This window comes from Deltaproteobacteria bacterium, from assembly GCA_026388545.1.
In the GTDB taxonomy this organism is placed as follows: domain Bacteria; phylum Desulfobacterota; class Syntrophia; order Syntrophales; family UBA2185; genus JAPLJS01.
This window is the reverse complement of the sequence record JAPLJS010000047.1, coordinates 32,803-53,844: the sequence shown is the minus strand read 5'-3', so window position 1 is coordinate 53,844 and position 21,042 is coordinate 32,803. Positions and strand designations below refer to the sequence as shown.

Here is a 21,042-nt window from a genome sequence, read left to right as displayed (position 1 = left end):
GTATCGCGAAGCACCCTTGCAGAGGCAAACGAAAAACGGGACTGGCGAATGTATGCCGACTTCTGCCAAATTCTGATTTCTCAAGCACGCTCCCTTTATGCCGATGAAGACTTCGGTGTCGAACTCAAAGAAACCGCCTACGCTTTGGATTCAACTACTATCGACCTTTGCCTATCGCTTTTCCCTTGGGCGTCTTTCCGCAAGCATAAAGCTGCCGTCAAAATGCATACTCTCCTGGATCTTCGCGGCAACATCCACTCGTTCATCGAGATTACCGAGGGAACGCTCCATGACGTCAATATCCTTGACATCCTGGTTCCGGAACCGGGATCTTTCTATATCATGGATCGCGGTTACCTGGACTTTGAAAGACTCTACGTTTTTACCCAACTTCTTGCCTTCTTCGTTACGCGGACCAAGAAAAACACCAAGGTCCGGAGAGTCTACTCCCATCCGGTGGATCGAACCAACGGTCTTCGATACGACCAGACAGTAATGCTGATCACGCCCCAATCACTGGCGGGTTATCCGGAGAAACTCCGCCGCGTAAAGTACTTCGATGCCGAGCGAGAGAAACAGCTCGTTTTTCTCACAAATAATTTCGTCCTTCCCGCATTGACTATCGCCAAACTCTACAAGTGCCGATGGCAAATCGAATTGTTCTTCAAATGGATCAAGCAACATCTTCGTATAAAGGCCTTCTACGGAACATCCGACAATGCAGTAAAAACTCAGATCTGGATCGCCGTTTCTACCTACGTCCTTGTTGCCATCATCCGAAAACGCCTCCACTTGGAGATGAATCTCTACACAATTTTGCAGATCCTGAGTGTCACCCTCTTCGAAAAAGTGCAACTTGATCAGCTATTTACAAATTACGATTACAAAAAAATGCCGGATTTAAAAGAGCAGCCATGTAACCAACTAAATTTGTTCGACTATTAAGCGGACGCGTATGATACTAAATATATGCAAGTATGTCAAATATTTTATATCTTTCTTTTTTATCCTTCACCCTAATCATCGAAATAGGGGATGACTTGCAGAAGGGCAGCGTCCGCCTTTGTCATCACTGAAGTATTGCCCGTTAATTGCCATCTCGAAAAAGCGGGTAACGTCAATTGTGAGAGAGGCCTTCAATGAAAGCGTGAAGGCCGAATTACATTCGTCTTGAGGAAGAAGCGTAAATCTGATAAAATCTTTTTATATCCATAGCAAAGACCAGGAGCTTAGTGCGCAAGCCTCGCCTTGTGCGAATTTTTTCTCTGCCGAAGGAGCCTCTTTTTCTAGGGACTTCATTTTTAATATTTTGAAAGGAGAGTGTAATGGGATTAGTTTATGAGAAGGAAGGGCATATTGCAAAAGTAGGTCTCAATCGCCTTGAGGAAAAGAATGCTCTTGATCCCGGAATCTTGATGGACCTGCATCGTGCGTGGACGGACGTCAATCAGGACGAGAAGATGCGAGTAGTTATTCTCTATTCCTGTTTGCCTGAGATCTTCTGTTCCGGGATGGATCTAAAAACGGCTATTCCAGTACTGACAAAGGCCAGAGAACCTGAGAACGATGCAGAACGATGGCTGATACAGGTGGGACCGCATGTGGGGGAAGCCATGCTGAAACCCAACATTGTAAAAAAGCCGGTAATTGCGGCCATTAACGGTTATTGCCTGACGGGAGGGTTTGAGATGGTGATGGGTGCTGATCTCAGGATCGCCTCGGAAAATGCAGTTTTTCAAATGAGGGAAGCTAGTCTGGGGATCATGCCGGTTGGTGGTTCGAACGTTTATCTGCCTCACATTTTGACACCCTGCAGGGCACTCGAAATCCTTCTTACATCAGGGAATTTCCGTGCAAGGACTTTGTGTGAGTGGGGTTTTATCAACCATGTGGTGCCATCACAGGATGACCTGATGAAGAAGGCTATGGATATGGCGGACAAAATTGCCGGCAATGGTCCCCTTGCAGTTCAAGGAATAATTCAATGCTTCCGGGAAACCCGGGATATGTCTTATGCAGAAGCCTTCAGGAAAGAAATCGAGATCGGTTTACCGATATTCGGGAGTGCTGATGCACGTGAGGGCATTCTTGCCCAGAAGGAGAAACGTAAACCAAATTTTCCCGGAAAATACTGACGCTTTCGCAAAAAGTCCTTTTGCCGGAGCTTTCCCCCGCGACGGCAGGGGCAAAGGCAGATTCCTAATGTGTTGTGCATCTTTCATCACGGCTGCGTACATCTATGCAGGCATCGTTCCGAGGGACGGAGAGTGTTACCGACACTCCGCCAGGCAGATGGTTGAACATGCAGTATGCCGCCATATCTTCACTACTGCAATCATTTTTGTCTTCTGTCTTCTTGACAATCCGGGATCATGATATTATATTTACAGATAAGTGAGAAGATCGATTAACGAAAAATACTTGAACATCACGGAAACATCACGAAGGAGGCTGATTATGAAAGATCGGATGAATGCACTACAGGTTGCCTTGAACAACGAGATGAAAGAACATGAGTTTTATTTAAAAAATGCTGAGAGAACCAAGAATCCCGTCGGGAAGGCAATGTTTCAGCAGATAGCCGGAGAGGAACTGGAGCACCACGAGAGGCTGAAACAGCTCCACGGGAACTGGGAAAAGGAAAAGAAATGGCCCGACACCGTTCCCCTGAAGGTGAAAGATACCACTGTTAAAAATGTTCTGAAGATTGCGGCACAAAAAGCGCCCAAGACAGCGAAGGGCGATGCTGATGATCTAAAGGCAATCCGTACAGCGATCGAATTTGAGGGTAAAGGTGCGGAGTATTATGCAAAACTCCGCGACGAAGTCTCCGATCCAAAAGAAAAGGCGTTCTTTAATCTTCTTGCTAATATTGAACACGAACACTACGTGTCTCTCAAAGACACGGAAGAATATATGACTGACCCCGTGTCCTGGTTCAGAAAGAAGGAAAATACAGGCTTGGACGGAGCCTGATCATACTGTGGGATTTCTTCCCCGCTGGTTCTTCATGTGATTGAGATACCTAAAGGGATCTTTTGGGACATTACGTTCATAAAGATCCCTTTTTAATTTCTCTATCTTCCCCGTCATTCTTCCTTTGATCTGCTCTTCTTTCTGAAAATAACCCTGATTGGTGATTGATCAAAACCGAATGCCTCTCTGATCCTGTTGATCAGGAAGCGCCTGTATGAAAAGTGAACGGCGCCGGGTTCACGGATAAAAAAAACAAACGTGGGTGGAGCGACGGCTACTTGAGTCGTATAGCTGAAGGTATTTGATCTGTTTTGGTGGCGCGGTGGGGGGGTCAATTCGACTAATTTTCTGACAACGCTATTAAGTTCGGCGGTGCTGACACGTTTTGTATACTGGCTTAAAACCGTTTCAATGATGTCAAAGATTTTGGATACCCGCTGCCCGGTGAGTGCCGACACAAAGATGATAGGAGCATAGTCCATAAATTTAACCGTATCTTTGATATTATTTACATAATTTCCCACCGTGGCGTTATCTTTCTTTACGGCGTCCCATTTATTGACGACAATGACGCAGGCAACCCCACTTTCGAGTGTCAACCCTGCAATTTTTGCATCCTGTTCGGTCATGCCTTCCTCGGCATCAATGAGAAGAAGAGCGATATCACAGCGGTTTATGGCTTTAAGAGCCTGGACAATGCTGTATTTTTCGAGAGTAAGGCTTACTCTGCTTTTTCGCCTGATGCCTGCCGTGTCGACCAGCAGATATTTTTTACCGTTCAACTCGAAGGGGGTATCTATGGCGTCTCTTGTTGTGCCCGGTATAGGGTTAACGATGGTTCTTTCATATCCGAGGATTTTGTTCACTAACGAGGATTTTCCGACATTCGGTTTCCCGATCACCGCTATTTTGATCCGCTTTTCCCCGTGAAGATGTTCTTCAGCGGGAGATGAAAGAGAGAGAGCTACATCATCCATTAATTCGTGAATTCCCAGGCCGTGCTGTGCGGAGATGCTGTAAACCTTTTCAATTCCCAGTTCGTAGAATTCAAAAATATGGTTTTCGTGCTTCGGACCGTCGATCTTGTTGATAACAAAGAAGACCGGTTTTTCAAACTCTCTGAGGATATTTGTGATTTCCCTGTCGGATGGTGTTAAACCTTCCCTGCCATCCATGAGAAAGATAATGATATCAGCCTCTTCAATGGCTAAATGTGCCTGCTCTCGCATCTGTGTAAGAATTGTATCTGTAGATGTCGGCTCAAATCCACCCGTATCGATCAGTGTGAAATCTTTATCATACCATGTGCAATCCACATAGTTCCGATCTCTCGTGGCGCCCGGCTCGTCAATGACAATAGCCTTGTTTTTCTCTGACAGGCGATTAAAAAGCGTCGATTTCCCGACATTGGGCCTGCCGATGATGGCAATAACAGGTTTCACTCGACATTAACCTCATAACAGTACTTCATTTCGCAATATCCTTGTCATTTCAACCCCTTCGTATCCCCGCCGTCGGCGGGGACAAGCTTACTGGGGGTAACCTCCGGGAGTGATCTTCATTGAAACCAAAACTGAAGAAGATCACCGTTGTTGCAATTCTATCTGAGAGTGTTACATTTTATCTCTTAGATGATTGATCTATTATTAATGATGTTCAGTAGCATATTCGGCTAACGATAACAATTCTTTCCTCGTTTAGTTTAGTCCAAAGCAAAGGGCTTGAAGTTGCGGGATATTCTGCACGGGGCTTACGAGGGATGTCCCTTTCTTATTCCACTTCCACGAGGGGAGGCAGTCACCACGACGGCAGGCCAAATTACGCCACAGCCCATCCCGGATGGACCGGCAAAAGGGAGGTACTGCTCGAAAAAAGACTTGGATGCAATGCTTGATACATTCTACGATTTACGGGAATGGAACCGGGACGGCATTCCGACAAACGAGAAACTCATCGAACTCGGGTTGATATAAGAAATCGTTCAAAGTTTATGTGCTTCTCCGTGATATTGAACATCAGTAGTGAACGGCTGGAGGAAAAGGACTTATCTAAAAACTGAATTATTGAATAGGCTCTCTTAGTATTATTCTAAGGCATCATGATAGGATTCTTTCAGTTGTTCAGAACCTTTGAAACATGAACAAATGAAACCTCTGCATTTTTGTGTTCCTCCATGAAGAATCTGAGAGCACGTGCTGTTTGGGGGAAAGGATGGCCAATCCCGATGGCGGTTCCGTAGTGCAGAGCACATTGTTTTAATTTGCGGAGTTGTAAAAGGATGGCCGGTTCGAAGGGAATGGTATCCAGAAAATAGTGCCGGTACGCTGCAGGCATATGCAGTGTTCTGGCAATCTTGTATCCCTGTGATTGCAGGGAAGTACGGCTATCGACAAAAAACAGCCCGCTGTCTTTAATAATCCTGAGGGTTTCCGTCATTTTTTCATGTGATCCTGTAAATCGTGAGCCCATATGGTTGTTGATTCCTGTCGCAAGTGACAAGCCGGCAATATTCTCTTCTATGATTCTGTTTATCTTTTTCGGACCGTCTCCTACATAAAGGGCTCCGGGTCCCGGGTCAAGTCTCGGATCGGAAGGCTCCATGGGCTGGTGAAGCATGACCTCGTGCCCGTAATGATTAATTTTTTCAGCCAGAATATTGGAATATCTCAGCCGGGGAAGAATTGAAAAGGTCAGGGGAATGTTCAATTTCAAAAACTGTCTGGTTTGGGATACACTGTGTCCGATATCATCGATAATCAGCGCAATGGAAGGGTTCAGGGAAGAGCCGGCGGTGCGTTTCTCGTAGGCGAAGACGTGTGAGAAGCCGCTGAGACCTAAAAGATAACCTCCCAGCAGAGAGGCGCCTTTTAATAGAAAGCTCCTTCTATCCAATAGTCTCCTCTTTTTCAGACTTAAAAATTACCATATGCTTTTCGCTCGGCGCCTGCAAAACTATCTGAACTTTCTGATTGCACATTCTGTATAATAGGTTTGATTAAACCAAGAAGCACTTTTTCAAGCTAATACAATATATAGTGGTTAATGTCAAGTATAGATACAACATATTGTTGTATTATTTCTTGGGGATTTATGTTTCAATAATCATGTGGGTTTGTCAGTACTTGTGCATAACACATTGTACGGGTGGTGGGGCATGTGCTTTGAGTGCGGCTTAATATAGGGGATGATTTAGGCGAAATTGCCCATGATGAAGGCGTGATCCCTTAACCAATCACGCTTTTTCCTGTAGTCCGGAATAATTGACTGAACTTTTTTCCAGTATTCGGGTGAATGATTTTGATAAAAGAGGTGACAGAGTTCATGGGTGATTATGTAATCAAGAACGGAAATAGATGCCATGATAATTTTCCAGTTGAAGCGGACAATACCCGAACGGGAGCAACTGCCCCAGCGAGTTTTCTGATCCTTGATCTGGATAGAAACTGGCCATCTGCCCAGTTGATGGGCAATGCGAGGTAATCGTTCATCAATCTTCTTTTTTGCATGTTCCTGGTACCACTCTATTAAAGATTCCTTTACCGCCATTCCTGCATCTTTCTCTTGCAGGTTTTTGCTGATCTCCACTTGAAGACGACCGCTTATGAGGTGGCATGTATTACTCAGTCTGTTGACCGATCTAAGAACTTTCAGGCGATACTGCCTGCCCAAATACGGAAATGACTCACCGCTTACAAATTCCTTCGGGGGGTGAAGCCTGCGCTCACGTATTATTCGCTCCTGCTTGTCGAAAATCCATCGGGCCTTTTTCTCCACGAGTGAACGTATTTTTTCCCCACTGAGCCGCTTCGGTGCGCGGACCGTTACAATTGTTGGTTCTACATAGATAGCCACGGTCTTTTTCCGGCTACTATGGACGATTTCATAGTTAATCTGCTTGTTACCAAATTGAATGATATTCATATTTAAGTTTCTTTCAGGTGAATCCTGGCCAGGTTCATAATCTCGCCGGTGAGAGGCTCTACCTGCTCTTCCTGAAATCCCCTTTGTCTCAAAAGGCTCTTGATCTCTCGTCTCATTTCTCTTTGAACATCATTTTTTTCCGTCCAGTCGATGACCGTCTTGGCCTTGATGGCCTCAATCACCTCTCCGGTAAAGGATGCCTGCTCTTTCTCAGAAGCTAAAAATAGGGATTCTCTGAATGGAGAAAGCACACCGTAGAAAGAAAATTCCTTCACATTTTGCAAACCCAGTGAGTGTGCATAAACCTCTCGTTGTTTTTCCTGGCTGCTCATGTCCAGAAGGTCCAAGAGTAATTTTGCCTCGTCCTGCCGCTCTTTCCTGTCTTCTTCTATCAGTTTTTCCAGCCGGTCTCTGAGAGAACCGTAGAAGGCAGGATCGGTGGCAATTTTTTCTGTGATGGTCTGACGGATGGCATATTCTACATGGCTGGCCTTTGCTTTTGAACTTCCCTTAACTTCCAGTTTTTCCCGGAAATCAGGGGCTGTGATATTGATGGGTTCTAAAATCTGTTCCATTCCCGTTTCGGCGATATGCGCATGGATAAGGGCTTCCACCTTCCGGCTGCACTCAATGAGACTGAGGCGCTCATCGCGATAGAGGTTTCTCGCGCCTTCTCGGATGGTGCCGAAAAATTTAAAATCTGCTAAATACGGCGCCGCCTTCGGGTCCGGCATGAGGAAATCCATACTCTTCGCCATGCTCAGAAATGCGGCGTCGAAATCCGCCCGGACATCTTTCGGCTTAAGAATCTCCATGCATTGCTGGAGAATATCTTCCGGTTTTTCCCGGGTGCGGTCTATCTTCTCAAAGAAACTGAGAGTCTTTTTATGCCAGTAATCTAAATTGGCAAGCTCTCGCGAGATGTCGTCCACACCGAAGATGCCTTCCAGGTCTTCTTTCTCGAAGATGACCAGCGCCTCGGCCAGTTCCCGCCCGATTCCCACATAGTCAACAACGAGACCGAATTCTTTCCGGTGATAGGTACGATTCGTCCGGGCCACGGCCTGAAGCAGGGTGTGCTCCTTGAGCCTCTGATCCAGATACATGACCTGCTCAACCGGGGCATCAAAACCGGTCAGCAGCTTATCGCAGACAATCAGGAACTGAAGCGGATTCCGCGGATCGTTGAAGGCCTCCTTGATTTGTTTCTCATCTTCCCTTGTGCGCCTATACTTTTCCTTCCATTCCTTTGGGTCGCCATTGTTTATGGTGATGACAATTTCGGATCGCTCAGGGCCGATCAGCTTATCCATTATTTCTTTATAGCGAATGGCCATCTCTCTGTCCGCAGCCACGATCTGCGCCTTGAAGCCGTTCGGCCTGATCTTGTCATTGAAATGTTCCACCATGTCATGGGCGATGCCTTCAATCCGCCGGTCAGCCCTGGCAATGGTCGCCGCTGTGCCGTATTTCTTTTTGAGGATGGCCTTCTCTTCTTCTGTTTTATCCTGAAAAAGGTCTTCAAATAACTGATCCAGGGATTTGCCGACGACCTGTAGTCTCGCCAGGCGGCTTGCGTAACGCACTGGTACGATTTCCTGGTCTTCTTCCGCATTATGAATTGTGTAGGCATCCAGATAACGCTCCCCCGGCGGGCTGAAATGACGGTAGGTATTGCGGTCCCGCTTGCTGAGCGGGGTGCCGGTGAAAGCGAAGAAAGAGGCATTGGGCAGGGCGCGACGGAGGTTGAGAGCATAAAAGCCGTACTGGGTACGGTGGGCTTCATCGGTCAGGACAATGATATTTTCCGCCTCAGAGAGGGGTTTATCGGGAGGCTTCCGGAACAGATGCACCGTGGTCAAAATCGTCTGTCCAACGTCCTGACTCAGCAGCTCGTAAAGTTTCCTGTGGGTGCCGCCTTTTTCCCTTATCTGTATGGGATTGGGGAAGCGGCAATTGCGAAAGGTCTTGCTGATCTGGTCGTCCAGGTCTATGCGATCCGTTACCACCAGGATAATGGGGTTTTTCAGTTTTTCTTCCTCCCGCCGGAGCTTGACGGCGGCAAAAAGCATGGTGAGAGATTTGCCTGATCCCTGCCAGTGCCAGATGATTCCCTTCTTTTCCTCTTCTGTCGTAACCCTTTTCAGAATCTTATTCACAGCCGTAAATTGCTGATAGCGGCAGACCTTCTTCACCGTTTTCGCCTTTTCCTTTTCAAAGACGATAAAGTTTTGGATTATGTCGAGGAGGTTTCTTTTGTTCAGGATGCCTGCGATCAGCACCTCTTGCTGTGTCGGGCGCTCCGAAAGATCATCTTTTTTGATCAGATCGAGTTTGAGCATCTCTTGAACCGAGGGATGCTCCGCCATATTGGGAAACTTTTCCTTGCCTGGGGCTTTCCACTCGTGGGAAAATTCCGCACTGGATAGAATTGTTCCATACTTTGCGCCGAAAAGATTGAGGGCGATGAGTATCTGGTTCGTGTGAAAAAGGTTTGGGATTTCTTCCTGATAACGTTGTAATTGTACGATCCCTTCACTAATGCCCATCTGTTTGGCTACAGGGCTTTTGCATTCAATCACAACAAAGGGGATGCCGTTGATAAAGATCACAATATCCGGGCGGTCTGTCTGTTTCGGACCTTTTACCCAGAACTGATTGACCGCAAGAAATTCATTCTTTTTCGGATCATCGAAGTTTATGTAACGAACGGTCAGTTTCTGACGTTTAGCCCCAATATCCTGGTTAATGGATATCCCTGCTACCAAATCCTGATGAAAGGTACGGTTTGCCTCGATCAGATTTTCGGCATGGATGTGGGTGATTCTGCGGACGGCCTTGTTGATGCTCTCTTCGGTAAGGCGGGGGTTGATCTCGGCAAGCGTTTTCTTGAGTCTTGATACAAGCACTACTTCTCTCCGGGATGCCCGTTCGCAGTCATCCCGCAATTCCGGGTCCAACTCATCGCCGTGGATGTACCCGTATCCCATGCGTTTTAACTGCGCGATCGCCGGGCTTTCGGAGAGGGTATCTTCGTTAAATATCGGCTTCATGGTTACACGTTCACCCGAACCTTACCGGTTAACAATACCTGCATCAAGCCTTTTTTCAATGATTCCAGTTGGTCTTTGTAACTTGACTCTTTTTTAATGTCTTCGTCAAGAGAATTTAGGATATCTACGATCTGTTTCTGCTCGCCTATCGTTGGCTTTATTATGGGCATATTGGCATACTCTTGCCCATTGATATTTGGCTGTGCACCCGCTCTAAGTATACCTTTAACCCAATTGTAGTAAAGAATAGAGTGAGTATAATGGAATAGAAATTCTGGTAAAAGCACTGTGGGATTTGGTCGGAAACGGATCATGTATCCTGCGAATGCAGATAAACCATCTTCCTCTCTGTATAGATAAGTTTTTCCGACCGTTGCGCCACTTCTGGCGAATAGAAAATCGCCTTTATTGAGAAGATATGGTCCAGCAACATCTTGTCTTATACTTTGCCATGTAGCTGCTGATAATTTTCCATCTTCTGTTACATCTGTTATGCGGATATATCGCGGCAGACGGTCATTCCTATCTATAGCAGCTACGTTTGCCCCATATTCTGGTTTACCATCACAAAGGTCTCCTAATCGCTTGACTTCCCATTCTTCCGGTATCTCCCCAATCTCAGTCTTCTTAAATTTCTGATGACCGATGCCGCGGATCAGGAGGCGCTGCATCAGGCCTTTTTTCGCTTCTTTGGTATTTTCGATGATCTGGGCTGTCTTTTCAATTGCGTCATCAACGGTTGTTAAAATTTCTGCAATCTTTTTTTGTTCGGGAAGTGGGGGTAGCGAAATTTCAAGTGCTTTTAGTTCTGGGGCCTTAATAGTCTTAATAGTTGTTGCTGATGATGCATCATTCAGACGTTTTTGAAACAAATCACTTAGAAGAAATTGTTTCATCCACAAGGGATATACCTTGTTATGATTTGGAGAGATCCTCATAAGATTGGCTGTCATGTTAGCATTTTCTAAACTGTTTGAAATATATCCTATTTTCCCCATCGTACCCCTTACGGAGAGAACAAAATCTCCTTCATGTAAAATAGTTTTGGGAAATTTGAGAGATGTTTCTTTCGCAATATAACGATATTCCGACATATTATTTGAAAGTTCACCATTACCCTTTATCAATTCTCCTCTTATTTCAGGCACACCTTGATGTGGATCGACATATTCGATGTTGTAATATGTTGGGTATCTGTAAACTTCATCACATACATCTTCCAAACTCAGAAGCTCCCAATCCACCGGAATCTTGCCGATAGGCGTGTCCTTATATTTAATACCCGTTTTTAAACTGCTTACCTGCTCTGCCATGATTGTGCTCCGAAGACCTGGAGAATGAAGGATTCAAAGGCCTTTTCATATTCCTGTGGACTTACGTCACTTCCCGGCAATGAGGGAATGTCCAGGCCGCTTCGGGAGAATTCGTTTGCCACTAATTCAAAAGAATCCCGGAGGCGCGAACTTCTCATATAATCACTTAAATCTTCCCGGTTCACCTCATTGAGTGCTGTCCAGCACTGGGCGAGGGCCGAATACAATGCCATCCAGTCGATCCAGAGGGGTCTTTTGACCTCTGTGATACTGCCTTTCGATAAAAATTCCCACCACCGCTCCTGGGACAGCCAGTATTCTGTTTTCCTTTTCCCTTTTATACGGGTGAGGACAAGACCGGAGCGGGAAAGGTCAATCAGGGCGTCCTGCGTTCCCCGGAGTGAAAGACCGATTGATTTTGCCACCTCCGAGGGATGGCCGCCGTCATGCGTAAGCAAATATGTCAGGCACTCCGCCCGTGAGCTGACGCCGAAGAGCACCCGCAACAGGAAGCGTAAGGTCGTATGCGATGTAATGGGTACCTGTCTTGTTAATTTACGGAGCGTTAACATGGGGCGATAAAAGCCATAGGCCATAAATGCAGTATCGGGATTCCCTATCGTGGGATAGGGTTGACCGTCCTTCTGATAAAAGAGAGGGGTTGCATGTCCAGTTTCTGCGGCTGTAGATGGTTTATAGAGATTAGCGAGATTCATCCATTTTCTATCGTCGCTGTTCACTGCGAGCCAGGCGGCTACGGCCCCCATGAGCATGCATTTTGCTGCCTCTTGTTTTCTTAAAATTCCTCTTAATCTCTGCAAGTCAATCCAGTAGCCGTTGACAACCAGCCAGTCCATCACCTCATCGAAGAGCCTCGGTTCATACCTCCCCATTTCGAGGGTAAAGAGCAATAAGGCTTCGGGATCGATAACCCAGGGATCATCAGACCTGGCTTCACCCAGCACCCCTAAAGCCGACCACTGACGCCAGAGGAAAGAGAAAATATTTTCCATGAATATGTTTCTAAATTCTTTCAGAGACATTTTTATATCCCAGGTAGTCCAGAAGATTCTTCAGAGTCTGCCGGTATCCATCCGATATGTCGTGTGTCATGCTCCACCGTGCCGCCTGCTCCAGTTCTTCCGCGCTTGGATTCAGGGCAATCAAATCGTCAAGATGCTTTCCAGTTCCTTGGTCCACAGCGGCATAGAGCTTAAAATGTATCTGATCGTAGCGCCCGAGAAAATGAACGATCAGCTTCTGCCCGTATTGCCGGGTGATGACCCTCTCCATTACATCTTTTGGGAGACCGAGATCGACAGCCGAGGCTGGTCCCGCATTGAGCCAGCCTTCAGGGAGGTTGAAATCGCGGGCGACTTTTCTCACGGCCGCGGTTAGTTCAGGGATCAATGGCTCGGCTTTGATAAGATCTATATTACCGGCCTTATCCCTTTTTACAAAGGCCAGCACATCCACATCTTTTGTAGTTCGTTTTACGAGACCGAGAACGTGCAGGGCCGAGCCGCCGCACACGAGAAGCTCTACCGGTTCTTTTACCGAATATGCCAGATGCTCTCCCAGCGCGCTCAGGATAACATCGACATCTTTCTCATTGCGGATCATATTTATGCCTTGTATCCTAATTCTTTGAGAAATGAATTCATCTTTTCTTCGATCACTGTACGCTCCTTTTTCAGTGTGAACAGCTCATCGATGACTTGCTGAATGTCAATGAGGGCTTCTTCTTCCGTGACGTCAATGTAGCGGGTGATGTTCAGGTTATAGTCATTGGCGCGTATCTCATCAAGGGGTACAGGCCGGCAGTATTTTTCGACAGTTCGGTATTCCCGGTAAGCGCTGGCGATTTTTTCAATGTCTTCTTTCCGCAGCTTGTTCTGATTCTTTCCTTCAAGGTAATCGTTTGCCCCGTAAAGAAAGAAAACCTTTCCCTTGCGCACCTTTGGCTTGTCCCGGTTGATGATGAAGAGGCAGGCAGGAATGCTTGCGCCAAAGAATAGATTGGAAGGGAGTCCGATAACGGCCTCCAGCAAATCATCTTCCAGGATTCCTTTTCTGATTTTACCCTCGGCGCCAGCCCGGAAGAGAACCCCGTGCGGCATGACGACACCGGCACGTCCGTTGACAGTCAGTGTAGCGATCATATGCTGGACAAAGGCGTAATCCCCATAGCCCTTCGGCGGGATGCCGTAACGAAACCGTCGATAGGGATCATGCTGTGCCTCTTCATAACCCCAGTTCTTGAGAGAGAAGGGGGGATTGGCAATGACGATGTCGAAGGTCATGAGTTTTCCGTCTGCTTCAAGAAGTTTCGGTGATCTGAGCGTGTCACCTTTTTCTATGCGGCTATCGGAAAGTCCATGAAGGAGTATATTCATTTTGCAAATTGCCCAGGTGCCGATATTTCTTTCCTGTCCACGCAGAGTGATGTTTCTTGGATTTTGTCCAATGTCCCGGAGGTGATAGAATGATTGAATAAGCATCCCGCCGGAGCCGCAGGTCGGATCACAGATTCTCATCTTCTCCTGGGGATCGAGAGTCTCCACGAGAAGCGTAACGACTTCTTTGGGTGTGTAAAATTCGCCTCCCTTCTTCCCGGCGTCATCGGCAAACTGGTCAATCAGGTATTCATAGGCCCGTCCCAGAATATCGGGTTCGCTTAAATCTTCATTCCGCAGGCGGATTTTGGAAAAATGGGTGATTAATTGCGAAAGGGTAACATCCGGTAACCGGTCTTTGTCGTTGAAATCCGTGACTGCAAGCACACCCTCCAATGTCGCCGTATTCGCTTCTTCCAGTGCATCATTGGCTTTATTGATGACCGTGCCTAAATCCTGAGTATGGGTCTTGATGTGATCCCACCGTGCGATATCCGGAACGAAAAATTCATGTTCATCACGCTCTTCCCAGGCCAGTTGCTTGTTTCCCGTTTCCTTTTCAATCCTCTTACCCTCCTCTTCAAAGACGTCGGAGAGACGCTTCAGGAAGAGCATTCCGAAGATGTAATTCTTGTAGTCTGCCGCATCAATGCTCCCCCGAAGGATATTGGCCGACTCCCATAGATGGGATTTCAATTTCTCCAGGTCTATTTTAGACATAATATTGACCTCAAAATTTAAAATTCACGATTGCATTTGTATATAATGAGAAAGCTTTAAATATTTCCACTTTGTCATTTCGACTATAAGGAGAAATCTTATAAGTTATTGATAAACAATAAGATTGCCGCGTCACTTTGTTCCTCGCAATGACATGGCGTGAAAATTTTCAAAAATCTCAGAGAAATGTACCTGAGAAAATAAAGTATGTCAATAATTATTAATATTATAGTTTAACATCAATTAATATGATGATAAACTAAATTAACAGGGTTATTCATTAAATGACACACCATCATCTTTCAGGGATACATAACCTGTAGGCCCAATAATCAGATGATCGAGAGGTGTTAGATCTACGGTAAGACAGGCTTTAACCAGTTTTCGGTTCAATGATAGATCATGCTGGCTTGGCTTTAAATCACCGGAGGGATGGTTATGGACGAAGATGAGTCCTGACGCATTCAATTCCAAGGCTCGTTTGATAATTTTCCTGGGATAGACGGCAGACTGATCAACAGTTCCTCTGAACAGGTCTTCAATCGTAATAACAATATGGGCAGTATTCAGGTAGATGACTTTAAAGACCTCATCTTTTAAATCGGCCATGGAGAGAGAAAGATATTCGACGACATCTTCCGGACCATGAATAGCCGTTTTTCTTAGAACCTGCTCTTTTAACTGGCGTTTGGCCATCTCAGTTGCGGCAAGCAGCTGAGCCACCTTGGCCGTTCCTAAACCTTTTATCTTTTTCAGTTCTTCGCTGTCAGCACTGAGCAATCCCTTCAAGCCGCCGAAATGTTGCAGCAATTCACGGCTTAACGTGACTGCATCCTTTCCCTTTATGCCGCTACGGAGCAGAATTGCCACCAACCCAGCATCGGAGACCGATTCCGGTCCTTTCTCCAGTAACAATTCCCGGGGTCGTTCCGATTCAGGCCAGCCTTTGATACCTTTTGCGTTGCTATTGATATTTGATTTCTTCATTTTTCCTTCAAGTTTATGTTTTGTCCGTATATCCGAATTCCTTGAGCATCCGTGCATCATGGGTCCAGTCTTTACTCACTCGGACAAACAATTCTAAGTAAATCTTTGAGGCAAAGAATTTTTCCATGTCCAGCCGTGCACGCGTGCCGATCTCTTTGAGCATGGAGCCCTTTTTGCCGATAAGAATCCCTTTTTGTGAGTCTTTCGCCACATTGATCGTTGCCTGGATGCGTATCAGGTTTTTCTCTTCATCTTCTTTGAATGAATCCACGACAACTGCTGTTGTATAGGGGATTTCCTGATGGGTGAAAAGGATGATCTTTTCTCTGATGATCTCTGCAGCAATAAAACGTTCGGTTCGGTCGGTCATCACATCATCAGGAAAGTACCTGGGGCCTTCAGGCAGAAGCTTCCATATCTGTTCTATAAGGATGGAGATGCCATCACCGGTCAGGGCGGAGATCGGGATAATCTCGGAAAAAGGAAAAAGTCGCTGCAACTGGTCGATAAAGGGGAGAATATTATCCTTCCGCACAAGGTCGATTTTATTGATAAGCAGAATTACGGGCAGTCTGACGTTCTTAAGGGAATCAATAATCAACTGGTCGTCGCGATGAACACCTTCAGTGGCTTCCACAAGCAGCAGAAGAATGTCGGCACTTCTGAAGGTATCCGTTGCCGTGGCTACCATGAATTGATTCAGCGGTGTTGTCGCCTTATGAATGCCCGGTGTATCGAGGAAGATCAGTTGCCCGCTTTCGATATTCTTGATGCCCATGATCCTGTTTCGCGTGGTCTGGGGCTTATGGGTGGTAATGGCAATCTTTTCACCGATGATTTCATTGAGAAGAGTCGACTTTCCCACATTCGGTCTGCCGATAATGCCGATGAATCCTGATTTGAACATCTGTGATTTCTCCCTGCAGAGTTAACGTATATGGTGCAGAACGGTTGTGAGTACTAATATAAATCCTTTTGATGATTGAATCTGTTTATTTTTGATTTCTTTCCATCCGCAGTCATGGAAAGAGTTCCTCTTTCCTGGTTTGAGTCAATGGAAACAACAATTGTGGTCAGGTTGTACAGCTCTTTCAGTGTGTGCATGTTTTTATTTCCATGGCCGCGGAACGAAGATACATCTTTTGGAGACACTGAAAATAGTACTTCTTTGTTGCTGACCTGTCTGGTGATGAGCAATGATGAAGCCATATCGAAAAACATGGATTCTTCGACCAGTGAGCGGAATGCCGGATGATATGGGCCTGCGATGATGCTGCCCGCCTTCTCCATTTCCCGGGTTGTCTGCAGACCGAGACGGATGACAGGGATACGGGCTTCTTCAAACTTTGTTAAAGCGTGCTTGCACATTTCGATGGCGTCAGACATGCAGAGAGGGGTATAGGCTCCGTTGAAAAAGAGTTCCGCAAGACCTGTATCCTGAAAGACAACAGTGGGGTGAATTCTGACCATGTCGGGCTTCAGGGCAATTGTCTCACTAATTGTATATTCAAATCCCGGACGGCTATCCCCCGGAAGCCCCACCATGAGGTGTATCCCCGTTTTAAATCCGCGATCCTTGAGCATCTCCATGGCACTCATTACTTCAGAGGATGAGTGACCTCTGTTGGAAAGGTTCAGTACCTCATCTACCATGGACTGGGCGCCGATTTCGACGGTTGTAACACCAAAGCGTTCGAGCAGATCCAGGCGTTCATTGTCAATGTTGTCAGGTCTTGTGGATACCCTTACATCGTGCACCTGCCCTTTTTCGATGAACGGACTTGCATACCCCAGGAGTTCAGCCTGGTAGTCTCTCTCCATACCGGTGAAGTTGCCGCCGTAAAAAGCAATCTGGACGCGATCCCTCTTCCGTTTTGTATGACTCAGGTATTTGTATACCGTTTCCCGGAAGATGCTTTCTGTAATCCTCCCGGTATAATTCCCGGCGGTCTTATGTTCATTGCAGAAAATACATCGGTTCGGACAGCCTTGATATACAATAAAAAATGGGATAATCATCTGTGTCATTACAGCCCATCGCTATTCTTCATCAGGGGAAGGGGGCGTATTCTGAAGTTTCGCGAGCTCTTCCAGGGCTTTCTGTGCTGCCCGTTGTTCCGCTTCCTTTTTGCTTTTTCCTGTGCCCGTGGTCGTGATCATGCCCGCGACAGCGAGACCAATCTCGAAAACTTTGTCATGATCGGGACCGATTTCTCTGATCATGGTATACTTAGGCGTCTCTTTAAACCGGTTCTGGCAGATTTCCTGGAGAGCTGTTTTATAATCTCTATAGACAAGGCTCTTTGTTCCTTCCTCTATCAAAGATTCAAAGATGTTTTCCAGGAATTTGTATGCCTTTCCAAATCCGCAATCGAGATATATGGCCGCTGTAACCGCTTCAAAGGCGTTCGAGAGGATAGATGTCTTCGTTCTTCCCCCTGAGCTTTCTTCCCCCTTACCGAGGAGGAGGTAATCTCCGATATTAAGTTTCCGGGCCAGGTCGGCAAGTGAGTGTTCGTTCACAACATAGGCCCTCAGTTTTGAGAGCTGACCCTCTGCATAATCGGGAAATTTTTTTATCAATATATCACTGATGGATAGCCCAATGACGGCATCTCCCAGAAATTCAAGCCTTTCATTGTCTTTACAGGAAAGAGTCGGATTTTCATTGACAAAAGACCGGTGTATCAACGCGTTATTGAGCAGATGGATATCGTTGAAGTTGCTGGCAAGTGTCTGCTGAAAATACCTGAGGCTTGTAAGTCTTTCATCAGTCATCGGTGATAATCCTTCCATACAGTTTTCCGTCTCGAGAAGATTCCGGTATCACGTTTACCATACGATTTGCCAGTGAAGAGTTGCCATTTCGTACAAAGATGGGTACGTAATTGTCAGAAAATCCCTTCATATATCCTGTATTTTTGTCTTTTTTATCCTCAAAAAGAACAGTCAGCTTTTTCCCTATAAACCTTTCAGCGAAGGCGTTTCTCTTTTTTTTTCCGAGGTTCCTCAGTAGTTCACTACGCCTCTTTTTAACGGCATCATTAATTTTTCCGGGGAGCTTTGAGGCGAGAGTGCCAGGTCGTTCTGAATAGGGGAATACATGAAGGTAAGCAACGGGGAGTTCCTCAATTAACCGGAGTGTGTTGTTAAATTCTTCCTCGCCCTCACCGGGGAATCCGACCATGACATCAACGCCGAGGGCAATATCGGTAACTGCCTCACGGATTTCTTCCATGCGATCTTTGAAGAACGCTGAGTCATAATTCCTTCTCATGGCGGAAAGTATCCTGTCGTCCCCACTCTGTAAAGGAATGTGAAGGTGCCTGCAAATGATGACGGCTTCTTTCATCAGTTGAATCATATCATCCGATATTTCCGTGATCTCTAAAGAACTGATGCGCAATCTCTCCACGATTTTGTTCTTCTCAACATATTCCAGTAAGGTGAAAAGATTTGAAGGGGTAACTAAGTCCTGGCCATAGACCCCAAGATGAATACCTGTAAGGACTATTTCTCTATAGTTGGACCGGGCCAGCGCTTCGATTTTGTTTAAAACCTCACGTTCGGGAAGACTCCTGCTTGAACCTCTTGCGTAAGGAACGATACAGTAGCTACAAAAACTGTTACACCCATCCTGGATTTTAAGGAATGCCCTTGTGTGTCCAGGGAATTTTAATGGGCAAAGCCCTGAAAAACCTCTGGCTGTGCAGATATCGCTTACGAGTATTTGCGGATTTCCTTTCACTAAATGCTCCATAATCCGGGGAATATGATCTTTTTCTACGTTTCCTGCGATGAGTGTCACACCGGGAATTCGAGCGATATCTTCAGGTGCGACCTGGGCATAACAACCCGTAACGATAATGGATGCATCAGGATTTGTCCGGATTGCTCTTCTGATAAGCTGCCGTGATTGGTAATCCGTCCGGCCTGTAACTGTGCATGTATTGATGATGTAACAATCGGCCTTTGTATTAAATGGCACTGGTGAAAAGATACTCTTGTCGAGCTTCTCTAAAATACCTGCCGATTCATACTGATTAACCTTGCAACCGAGAGTTGATATGGCAACTTTAATCAATTTCACTGCCTCTATCGATACTGTGCCTTTTTAAATTTAAGCGCCTTAAGCGGTATTTGTCAAGGCCAGTTAAAGGATTGCTGGATTTTTGCCAAAATATGCGGTAGACTTTATATATATCGATTACGGAGGTTTAACAATGGAAAACATTGCAGACTACATAGCAACCCATCAATTTACCGTTGGGGTTTGCGCTTTTGTTGCAATTTTAATAATATATTTTCTTTTCAAGAAACTTATCAAGCTTGCATTGTTATTTATTATTGGACTCTTGGTTTTCACCGGATATGTTTATTTTAAAGATCCTCAAAAAATGCCCAAAAATATTGGAGAGACTATGCAAAAGGCCAAGGAGGAAACGGGGAGTGTGGTGGAAAAGGGCAGGGGTGTATATGATAGTGTAAAGGGGATATATAAAAAGGGCGAAAAACTGGTGACTAAAGATTTAGATAAGTATATGGAACCGGACAAAAAAACCCCCAAGGAGAAATAAAACGTCCACCGTTGAATCGAATTTGCTCTATGGGAAATTAAAGAAGACATACGGTTATAGACTTAAGAGAGAGACTCACTCAGAAAATATTAACCACCATCGCTCTTGGGGGGCAGGCTAAAACGCACAGTTCGCATCCGTTGCATTTTTCCGGATCAAACAGGACTTTCATAGATTGTCTTTCGAGAGAGAGGGCATCAGTTGGACAGAATGCCGTACAGGCGCCACAATGTACGCATTTGTCGATATTCTGGCTGACGTTTTTTGAAACAGGTTCGACTTTAAGGCCCTTTTCTTTTAGAAAGCGGATGCCTTTATCAAAATTTTCTTTCAAACCACTCAATTCAACGACAATAACCCCTTCTCTTCGGGGTAGGATCTGAGCCTTGAGGATGTTGAAGTCGAGATCGTGTTTTTTTACGAGCTGACATATTATAGGCTGGTCCACATTGTCTGCTGTATAACGAATAACGACTTTCTTTGAATACATACGTCTCTTTAATCTCCTAACTTTTCGTAGATGTTAAAAGAACACAGAACCCTTGTCAAGCAATTAGTTGTTCTGTTGCCGTGTGTGAATCAGACCAATTTTTTTCATGCGTCGAGCAGCGTATCCCAGTCCATGAGACTGAAAGTCCTGTGGAGGGAATGATCGTCATCAACCATAGTATGGTAAAGGTTTGTAAAAATCGTTTGGGAAACGTTCTTCACGGAAAATGGAGGAACTACATCATCATTCTTCCCATGATAAATAACCACAGGAATATGGAGCTTCTTCTTACAATACACCATTGTGAATTCTTCGATATTAAGGGCAGGCGCCAGGAGAATGAGCTTCTTGATTTTCTCTTCATTATTGAATGTATATACGGTGGCCATTAATCCCCCGTAACTGGAGCCGACCAAGACCAAGTCTGTTTTATTGATGAGGAGGTTATTCAATTTGTTCATTCTTTCTTGAAAGGTGCCGATAAAATCTTCAATAATCATGTCCGGGTATTTTGATCTGAAAAATACACCTTTCGCCCCCTGACTTGAACTTTCGAGCCCGTGTATAAAAACTCTTGTCAAACCCATAATAGCTCCTTTCTTAATTATT

At 45.6% G+C, this 21,042-nt stretch carries 20 protein-coding genes; 5 read left to right on the top strand and 15 right to left on the bottom strand.

The window, feature by feature from the left end:
* The 3 genes from NTW12_05560 to NTW12_05550 form a co-directional block, all read left to right on the top strand.
* Positions 1 to 945 (top strand): IS4 family transposase (locus NTW12_05560; GenBank protein MCX5845813.1); only part of this gene is annotated, 945 nt, incomplete at its 5' end.
* Positions 946 to 1,325: 380 nt separating this feature from the next.
* Positions 1,326 to 2,135 (top strand): enoyl-CoA hydratase-related protein, encoded by an 810-nt coding sequence (locus NTW12_05555; protein ID MCX5845812.1) that lies wholly within the window; start codon positions 1,326 to 1,328, stop codon positions 2,133 to 2,135.
* Positions 2,136 to 2,457: 322 nt separating this feature from the next.
* On the top strand, positions 2,458 to 2,976 hold the full coding sequence (locus NTW12_05550) for a ferritin family protein (GenBank protein MCX5845811.1): 519 nt from the start codon (positions 2,458 to 2,460) through the stop codon (positions 2,974 to 2,976).
* 113 nt (positions 2,977 to 3,089) lie between these two features.
* Here the strand turns inward: NTW12_05550 and der are convergent, their stop codons facing one another.
* On the bottom strand, positions 3,090 to 4,418 hold the full coding sequence (der, locus tag NTW12_05545; GenBank protein MCX5845810.1) for a ribosome biogenesis GTPase Der: 1,329 nt from the start codon (positions 4,416 to 4,418) through the stop codon (positions 3,090 to 3,092).
* 279 nt (positions 4,419 to 4,697) lie between these two features.
* Here der and NTW12_05540 point away from each other — a divergent pair, with 279 nt between their 5' ends.
* Positions 4,698 to 4,949 (top strand): hypothetical protein, encoded by a 252-nt coding sequence (locus tag NTW12_05540; GenBank protein MCX5845809.1) that lies wholly within the window; start codon positions 4,698 to 4,700, stop codon positions 4,947 to 4,949.
* 139 nt (positions 4,950 to 5,088) lie between these two features.
* Here the strand turns inward: NTW12_05540 and NTW12_05535 are convergent, their stop codons facing one another.
* From NTW12_05535 to mtaB, 12 genes are all read right to left on the bottom strand, one after another.
* Positions 5,089 to 5,868: a divergent polysaccharide deacetylase family protein gene (locus tag NTW12_05535; protein MCX5845808.1), complete on the bottom strand. Its 780-nt coding sequence runs from the start codon at positions 5,866 to 5,868 to the stop codon at positions 5,089 to 5,091.
* Positions 5,869 to 6,165: 297 nt separating this feature from the next.
* The gene (locus NTW12_05530) at positions 6,166 to 6,897 is read right to left on the bottom strand and encodes a SprT family zinc-dependent metalloprotease (GenBank protein ID MCX5845807.1); all 732 of its coding nucleotides are present in this window, start codon (positions 6,895 to 6,897) and stop codon (positions 6,166 to 6,168) included.
* Positions 6,898 to 6,899: 2 nt separating this feature from the next.
* Positions 6,900 to 9,950, bottom strand: coding sequence for an HsdR family type I site-specific deoxyribonuclease (locus NTW12_05525; GenBank protein ID MCX5845806.1), 3,051 nt, complete (start codon positions 9,948 to 9,950; stop codon positions 6,900 to 6,902).
* A gap of 2 nt (positions 9,951 to 9,952) precedes the next feature.
* The gene (locus tag NTW12_05520) at positions 9,953 to 11,263 is read right to left on the bottom strand and encodes a restriction endonuclease subunit S (protein MCX5845805.1); all 1,311 of its coding nucleotides are present in this window, start codon (positions 11,261 to 11,263) and stop codon (positions 9,953 to 9,955) included.
* The gene (locus tag NTW12_05515; GenBank protein MCX5845804.1) at positions 11,248 to 12,306 is read right to left on the bottom strand and encodes a hypothetical protein; all 1,059 of its coding nucleotides are present in this window, start codon (positions 12,304 to 12,306) and stop codon (positions 11,248 to 11,250) included. The genes NTW12_05520 and NTW12_05515 overlap by 16 nt, the downstream gene beginning before the upstream one ends.
* Positions 12,287 to 12,886, bottom strand: coding sequence for a hypothetical protein (locus tag NTW12_05510; protein ID MCX5845803.1), 600 nt, complete (start codon positions 12,884 to 12,886; stop codon positions 12,287 to 12,289). Before NTW12_05510 ends, NTW12_05515 begins: the two co-directional genes overlap by 20 nt.
* A 2-nt stretch (positions 12,887 to 12,888) precedes the next feature.
* Positions 12,889 to 14,379 carry a type I restriction-modification system subunit M gene (locus tag NTW12_05505; protein MCX5845802.1) on the bottom strand — a complete coding sequence of 497 codons (1,491 nt, stop codon included), beginning with the start codon at positions 14,377 to 14,379 and terminating at the stop codon, positions 12,889 to 12,891.
* A gap of 273 nt (positions 14,380 to 14,652) precedes the next feature.
* Entirely contained in the window at positions 14,653 to 15,366 is a 714-nt protein-coding gene (gene radC, locus NTW12_05500; protein ID MCX5845801.1) for a DNA repair protein RadC, read from the bottom strand.
* A gap of 13 nt (positions 15,367 to 15,379) precedes the next feature.
* The gene (gene era, locus NTW12_05495; protein MCX5845800.1) at positions 15,380 to 16,273 is read right to left on the bottom strand and encodes a GTPase Era; all 894 of its coding nucleotides are present in this window, start codon (positions 16,271 to 16,273) and stop codon (positions 15,380 to 15,382) included.
* A 53-nt stretch (positions 16,274 to 16,326) separates the two neighbouring features.
* Positions 16,327 to 17,394: a radical SAM protein gene (locus NTW12_05490; protein MCX5845799.1), complete on the bottom strand. Its 1,068-nt coding sequence runs from the start codon at positions 17,392 to 17,394 to the stop codon at positions 16,327 to 16,329.
* Between the two features lie 12 nt (positions 17,395 to 17,406).
* The gene (gene rnc / locus NTW12_05485; protein MCX5845798.1) at positions 17,407 to 18,144 is read right to left on the bottom strand and encodes a ribonuclease III; all 738 of its coding nucleotides are present in this window, start codon (positions 18,142 to 18,144) and stop codon (positions 17,407 to 17,409) included.
* A complete protein-coding gene (gene mtaB, locus NTW12_05480; GenBank protein MCX5845797.1) occupies positions 18,137 to 19,450 on the bottom strand; it encodes a tRNA (N(6)-L-threonylcarbamoyladenosine(37)-C(2))-methylthiotransferase MtaB in 1,314 nt (437 codons plus the stop codon). The genes rnc and mtaB overlap by 8 nt, the downstream gene beginning before the upstream one ends.
* A 139-nt stretch (positions 19,451 to 19,589) precedes the next feature.
* Here mtaB and NTW12_05475 point away from each other — a divergent pair, with 139 nt between their 5' ends.
* Positions 19,590 to 19,943 (top strand): hypothetical protein, encoded by a 354-nt coding sequence (locus NTW12_05475; GenBank protein MCX5845796.1) that lies wholly within the window; start codon positions 19,590 to 19,592, stop codon positions 19,941 to 19,943.
* Positions 19,944 to 20,022: 79 nt separating this feature from the next.
* On the opposite strand, the gene NTW12_05470 is transcribed toward NTW12_05475, so the two are convergent.
* Together NTW12_05470 and NTW12_05465 are read right to left on the bottom strand one after the other, a co-directional pair.
* Entirely contained in the window at positions 20,023 to 20,433 is a 411-nt protein-coding gene (locus NTW12_05470; GenBank protein MCX5845795.1) for a 4Fe-4S binding protein, read from the bottom strand.
* 104 nt (positions 20,434 to 20,537) lie between these two features.
* The gene (locus NTW12_05465) at positions 20,538 to 21,020 is read right to left on the bottom strand and encodes an alpha/beta hydrolase (protein ID MCX5845794.1); all 483 of its coding nucleotides are present in this window, start codon (positions 21,018 to 21,020) and stop codon (positions 20,538 to 20,540) included.
* Positions 21,021 to 21,042: the final 22 nt, after the last annotated feature.

What these genes read in the sequence shown, in the direction of transcription:
- NTW12_05510 (MCX5845803.1), bottom strand. Translation starts at nt 12,886, where the DNA reads ATGATCCGCAATGAGAAAGATGTCGATGTTATCCTGAGCGCGCTGGGA.
- NTW12_05525 (MCX5845806.1), bottom strand. Translation starts at nt 9,950, where the DNA reads ATGAAGCCGATATTTAACGAAGATACCCTCTCCGAAAGCCCGGCGATC.
- NTW12_05505 (MCX5845802.1), bottom strand. Translation starts at nt 14,379, where the DNA reads ATGTCTAAAATAGACCTGGAGAAATTGAAATCCCATCTATGGGAGTCG.
- NTW12_05465 (MCX5845794.1), bottom strand. Translation starts at nt 21,020, where the DNA reads ATGGGTTTGACAAGAGTTTTTATACACGGGCTCGAAAGTTCAAGTCAG.
- NTW12_05475 (MCX5845796.1), top strand. Translation starts at nt 19,590, where the DNA reads ATGGAAAACATTGCAGACTACATAGCAACCCATCAATTTACCGTTGGG.
- NTW12_05515 (MCX5845804.1), bottom strand. Translation starts at nt 12,306, where the DNA reads ATGTCTCTGAAAGAATTTAGAAACATATTCATGGAAAATATTTTCTCT.
- NTW12_05490 (MCX5845799.1), bottom strand. Translation starts at nt 17,394, where the DNA reads ATGACACAGATGATTATCCCATTTTTTATTGTATATCAAGGCTGTCCG.
- NTW12_05470 (MCX5845795.1), bottom strand. Translation starts at nt 20,433, where the DNA reads ATGTATTCAAAGAAAGTCGTTATTCGTTATACAGCAGACAATGTGGAC.
- rnc (MCX5845798.1), bottom strand. Translation starts at nt 18,144, where the DNA reads ATGACTGATGAAAGACTTACAAGCCTCAGGTATTTTCAGCAGACACTT.
- radC (MCX5845801.1), bottom strand. Translation starts at nt 15,366, where the DNA reads ATGAAGAAATCAAATATCAATAGCAACGCAAAAGGTATCAAAGGCTGG.
- NTW12_05550 (MCX5845811.1), top strand. Translation starts at nt 2,458, where the DNA reads ATGAAAGATCGGATGAATGCACTACAGGTTGCCTTGAACAACGAGATG.
- era (MCX5845800.1), bottom strand. Translation starts at nt 16,273, where the DNA reads ATGTTCAAATCAGGATTCATCGGCATTATCGGCAGACCGAATGTGGGA.
- NTW12_05520 (MCX5845805.1), bottom strand. Translation starts at nt 11,263, where the DNA reads ATGGCAGAGCAGGTAAGCAGTTTAAAAACGGGTATTAAATATAAGGAC.
- NTW12_05530 (MCX5845807.1), bottom strand. Translation starts at nt 6,897, where the DNA reads ATGAATATCATTCAATTTGGTAACAAGCAGATTAACTATGAAATCGTC.
- NTW12_05555 (MCX5845812.1), top strand. Translation starts at nt 1,326, where the DNA reads ATGGGATTAGTTTATGAGAAGGAAGGGCATATTGCAAAAGTAGGTCTC.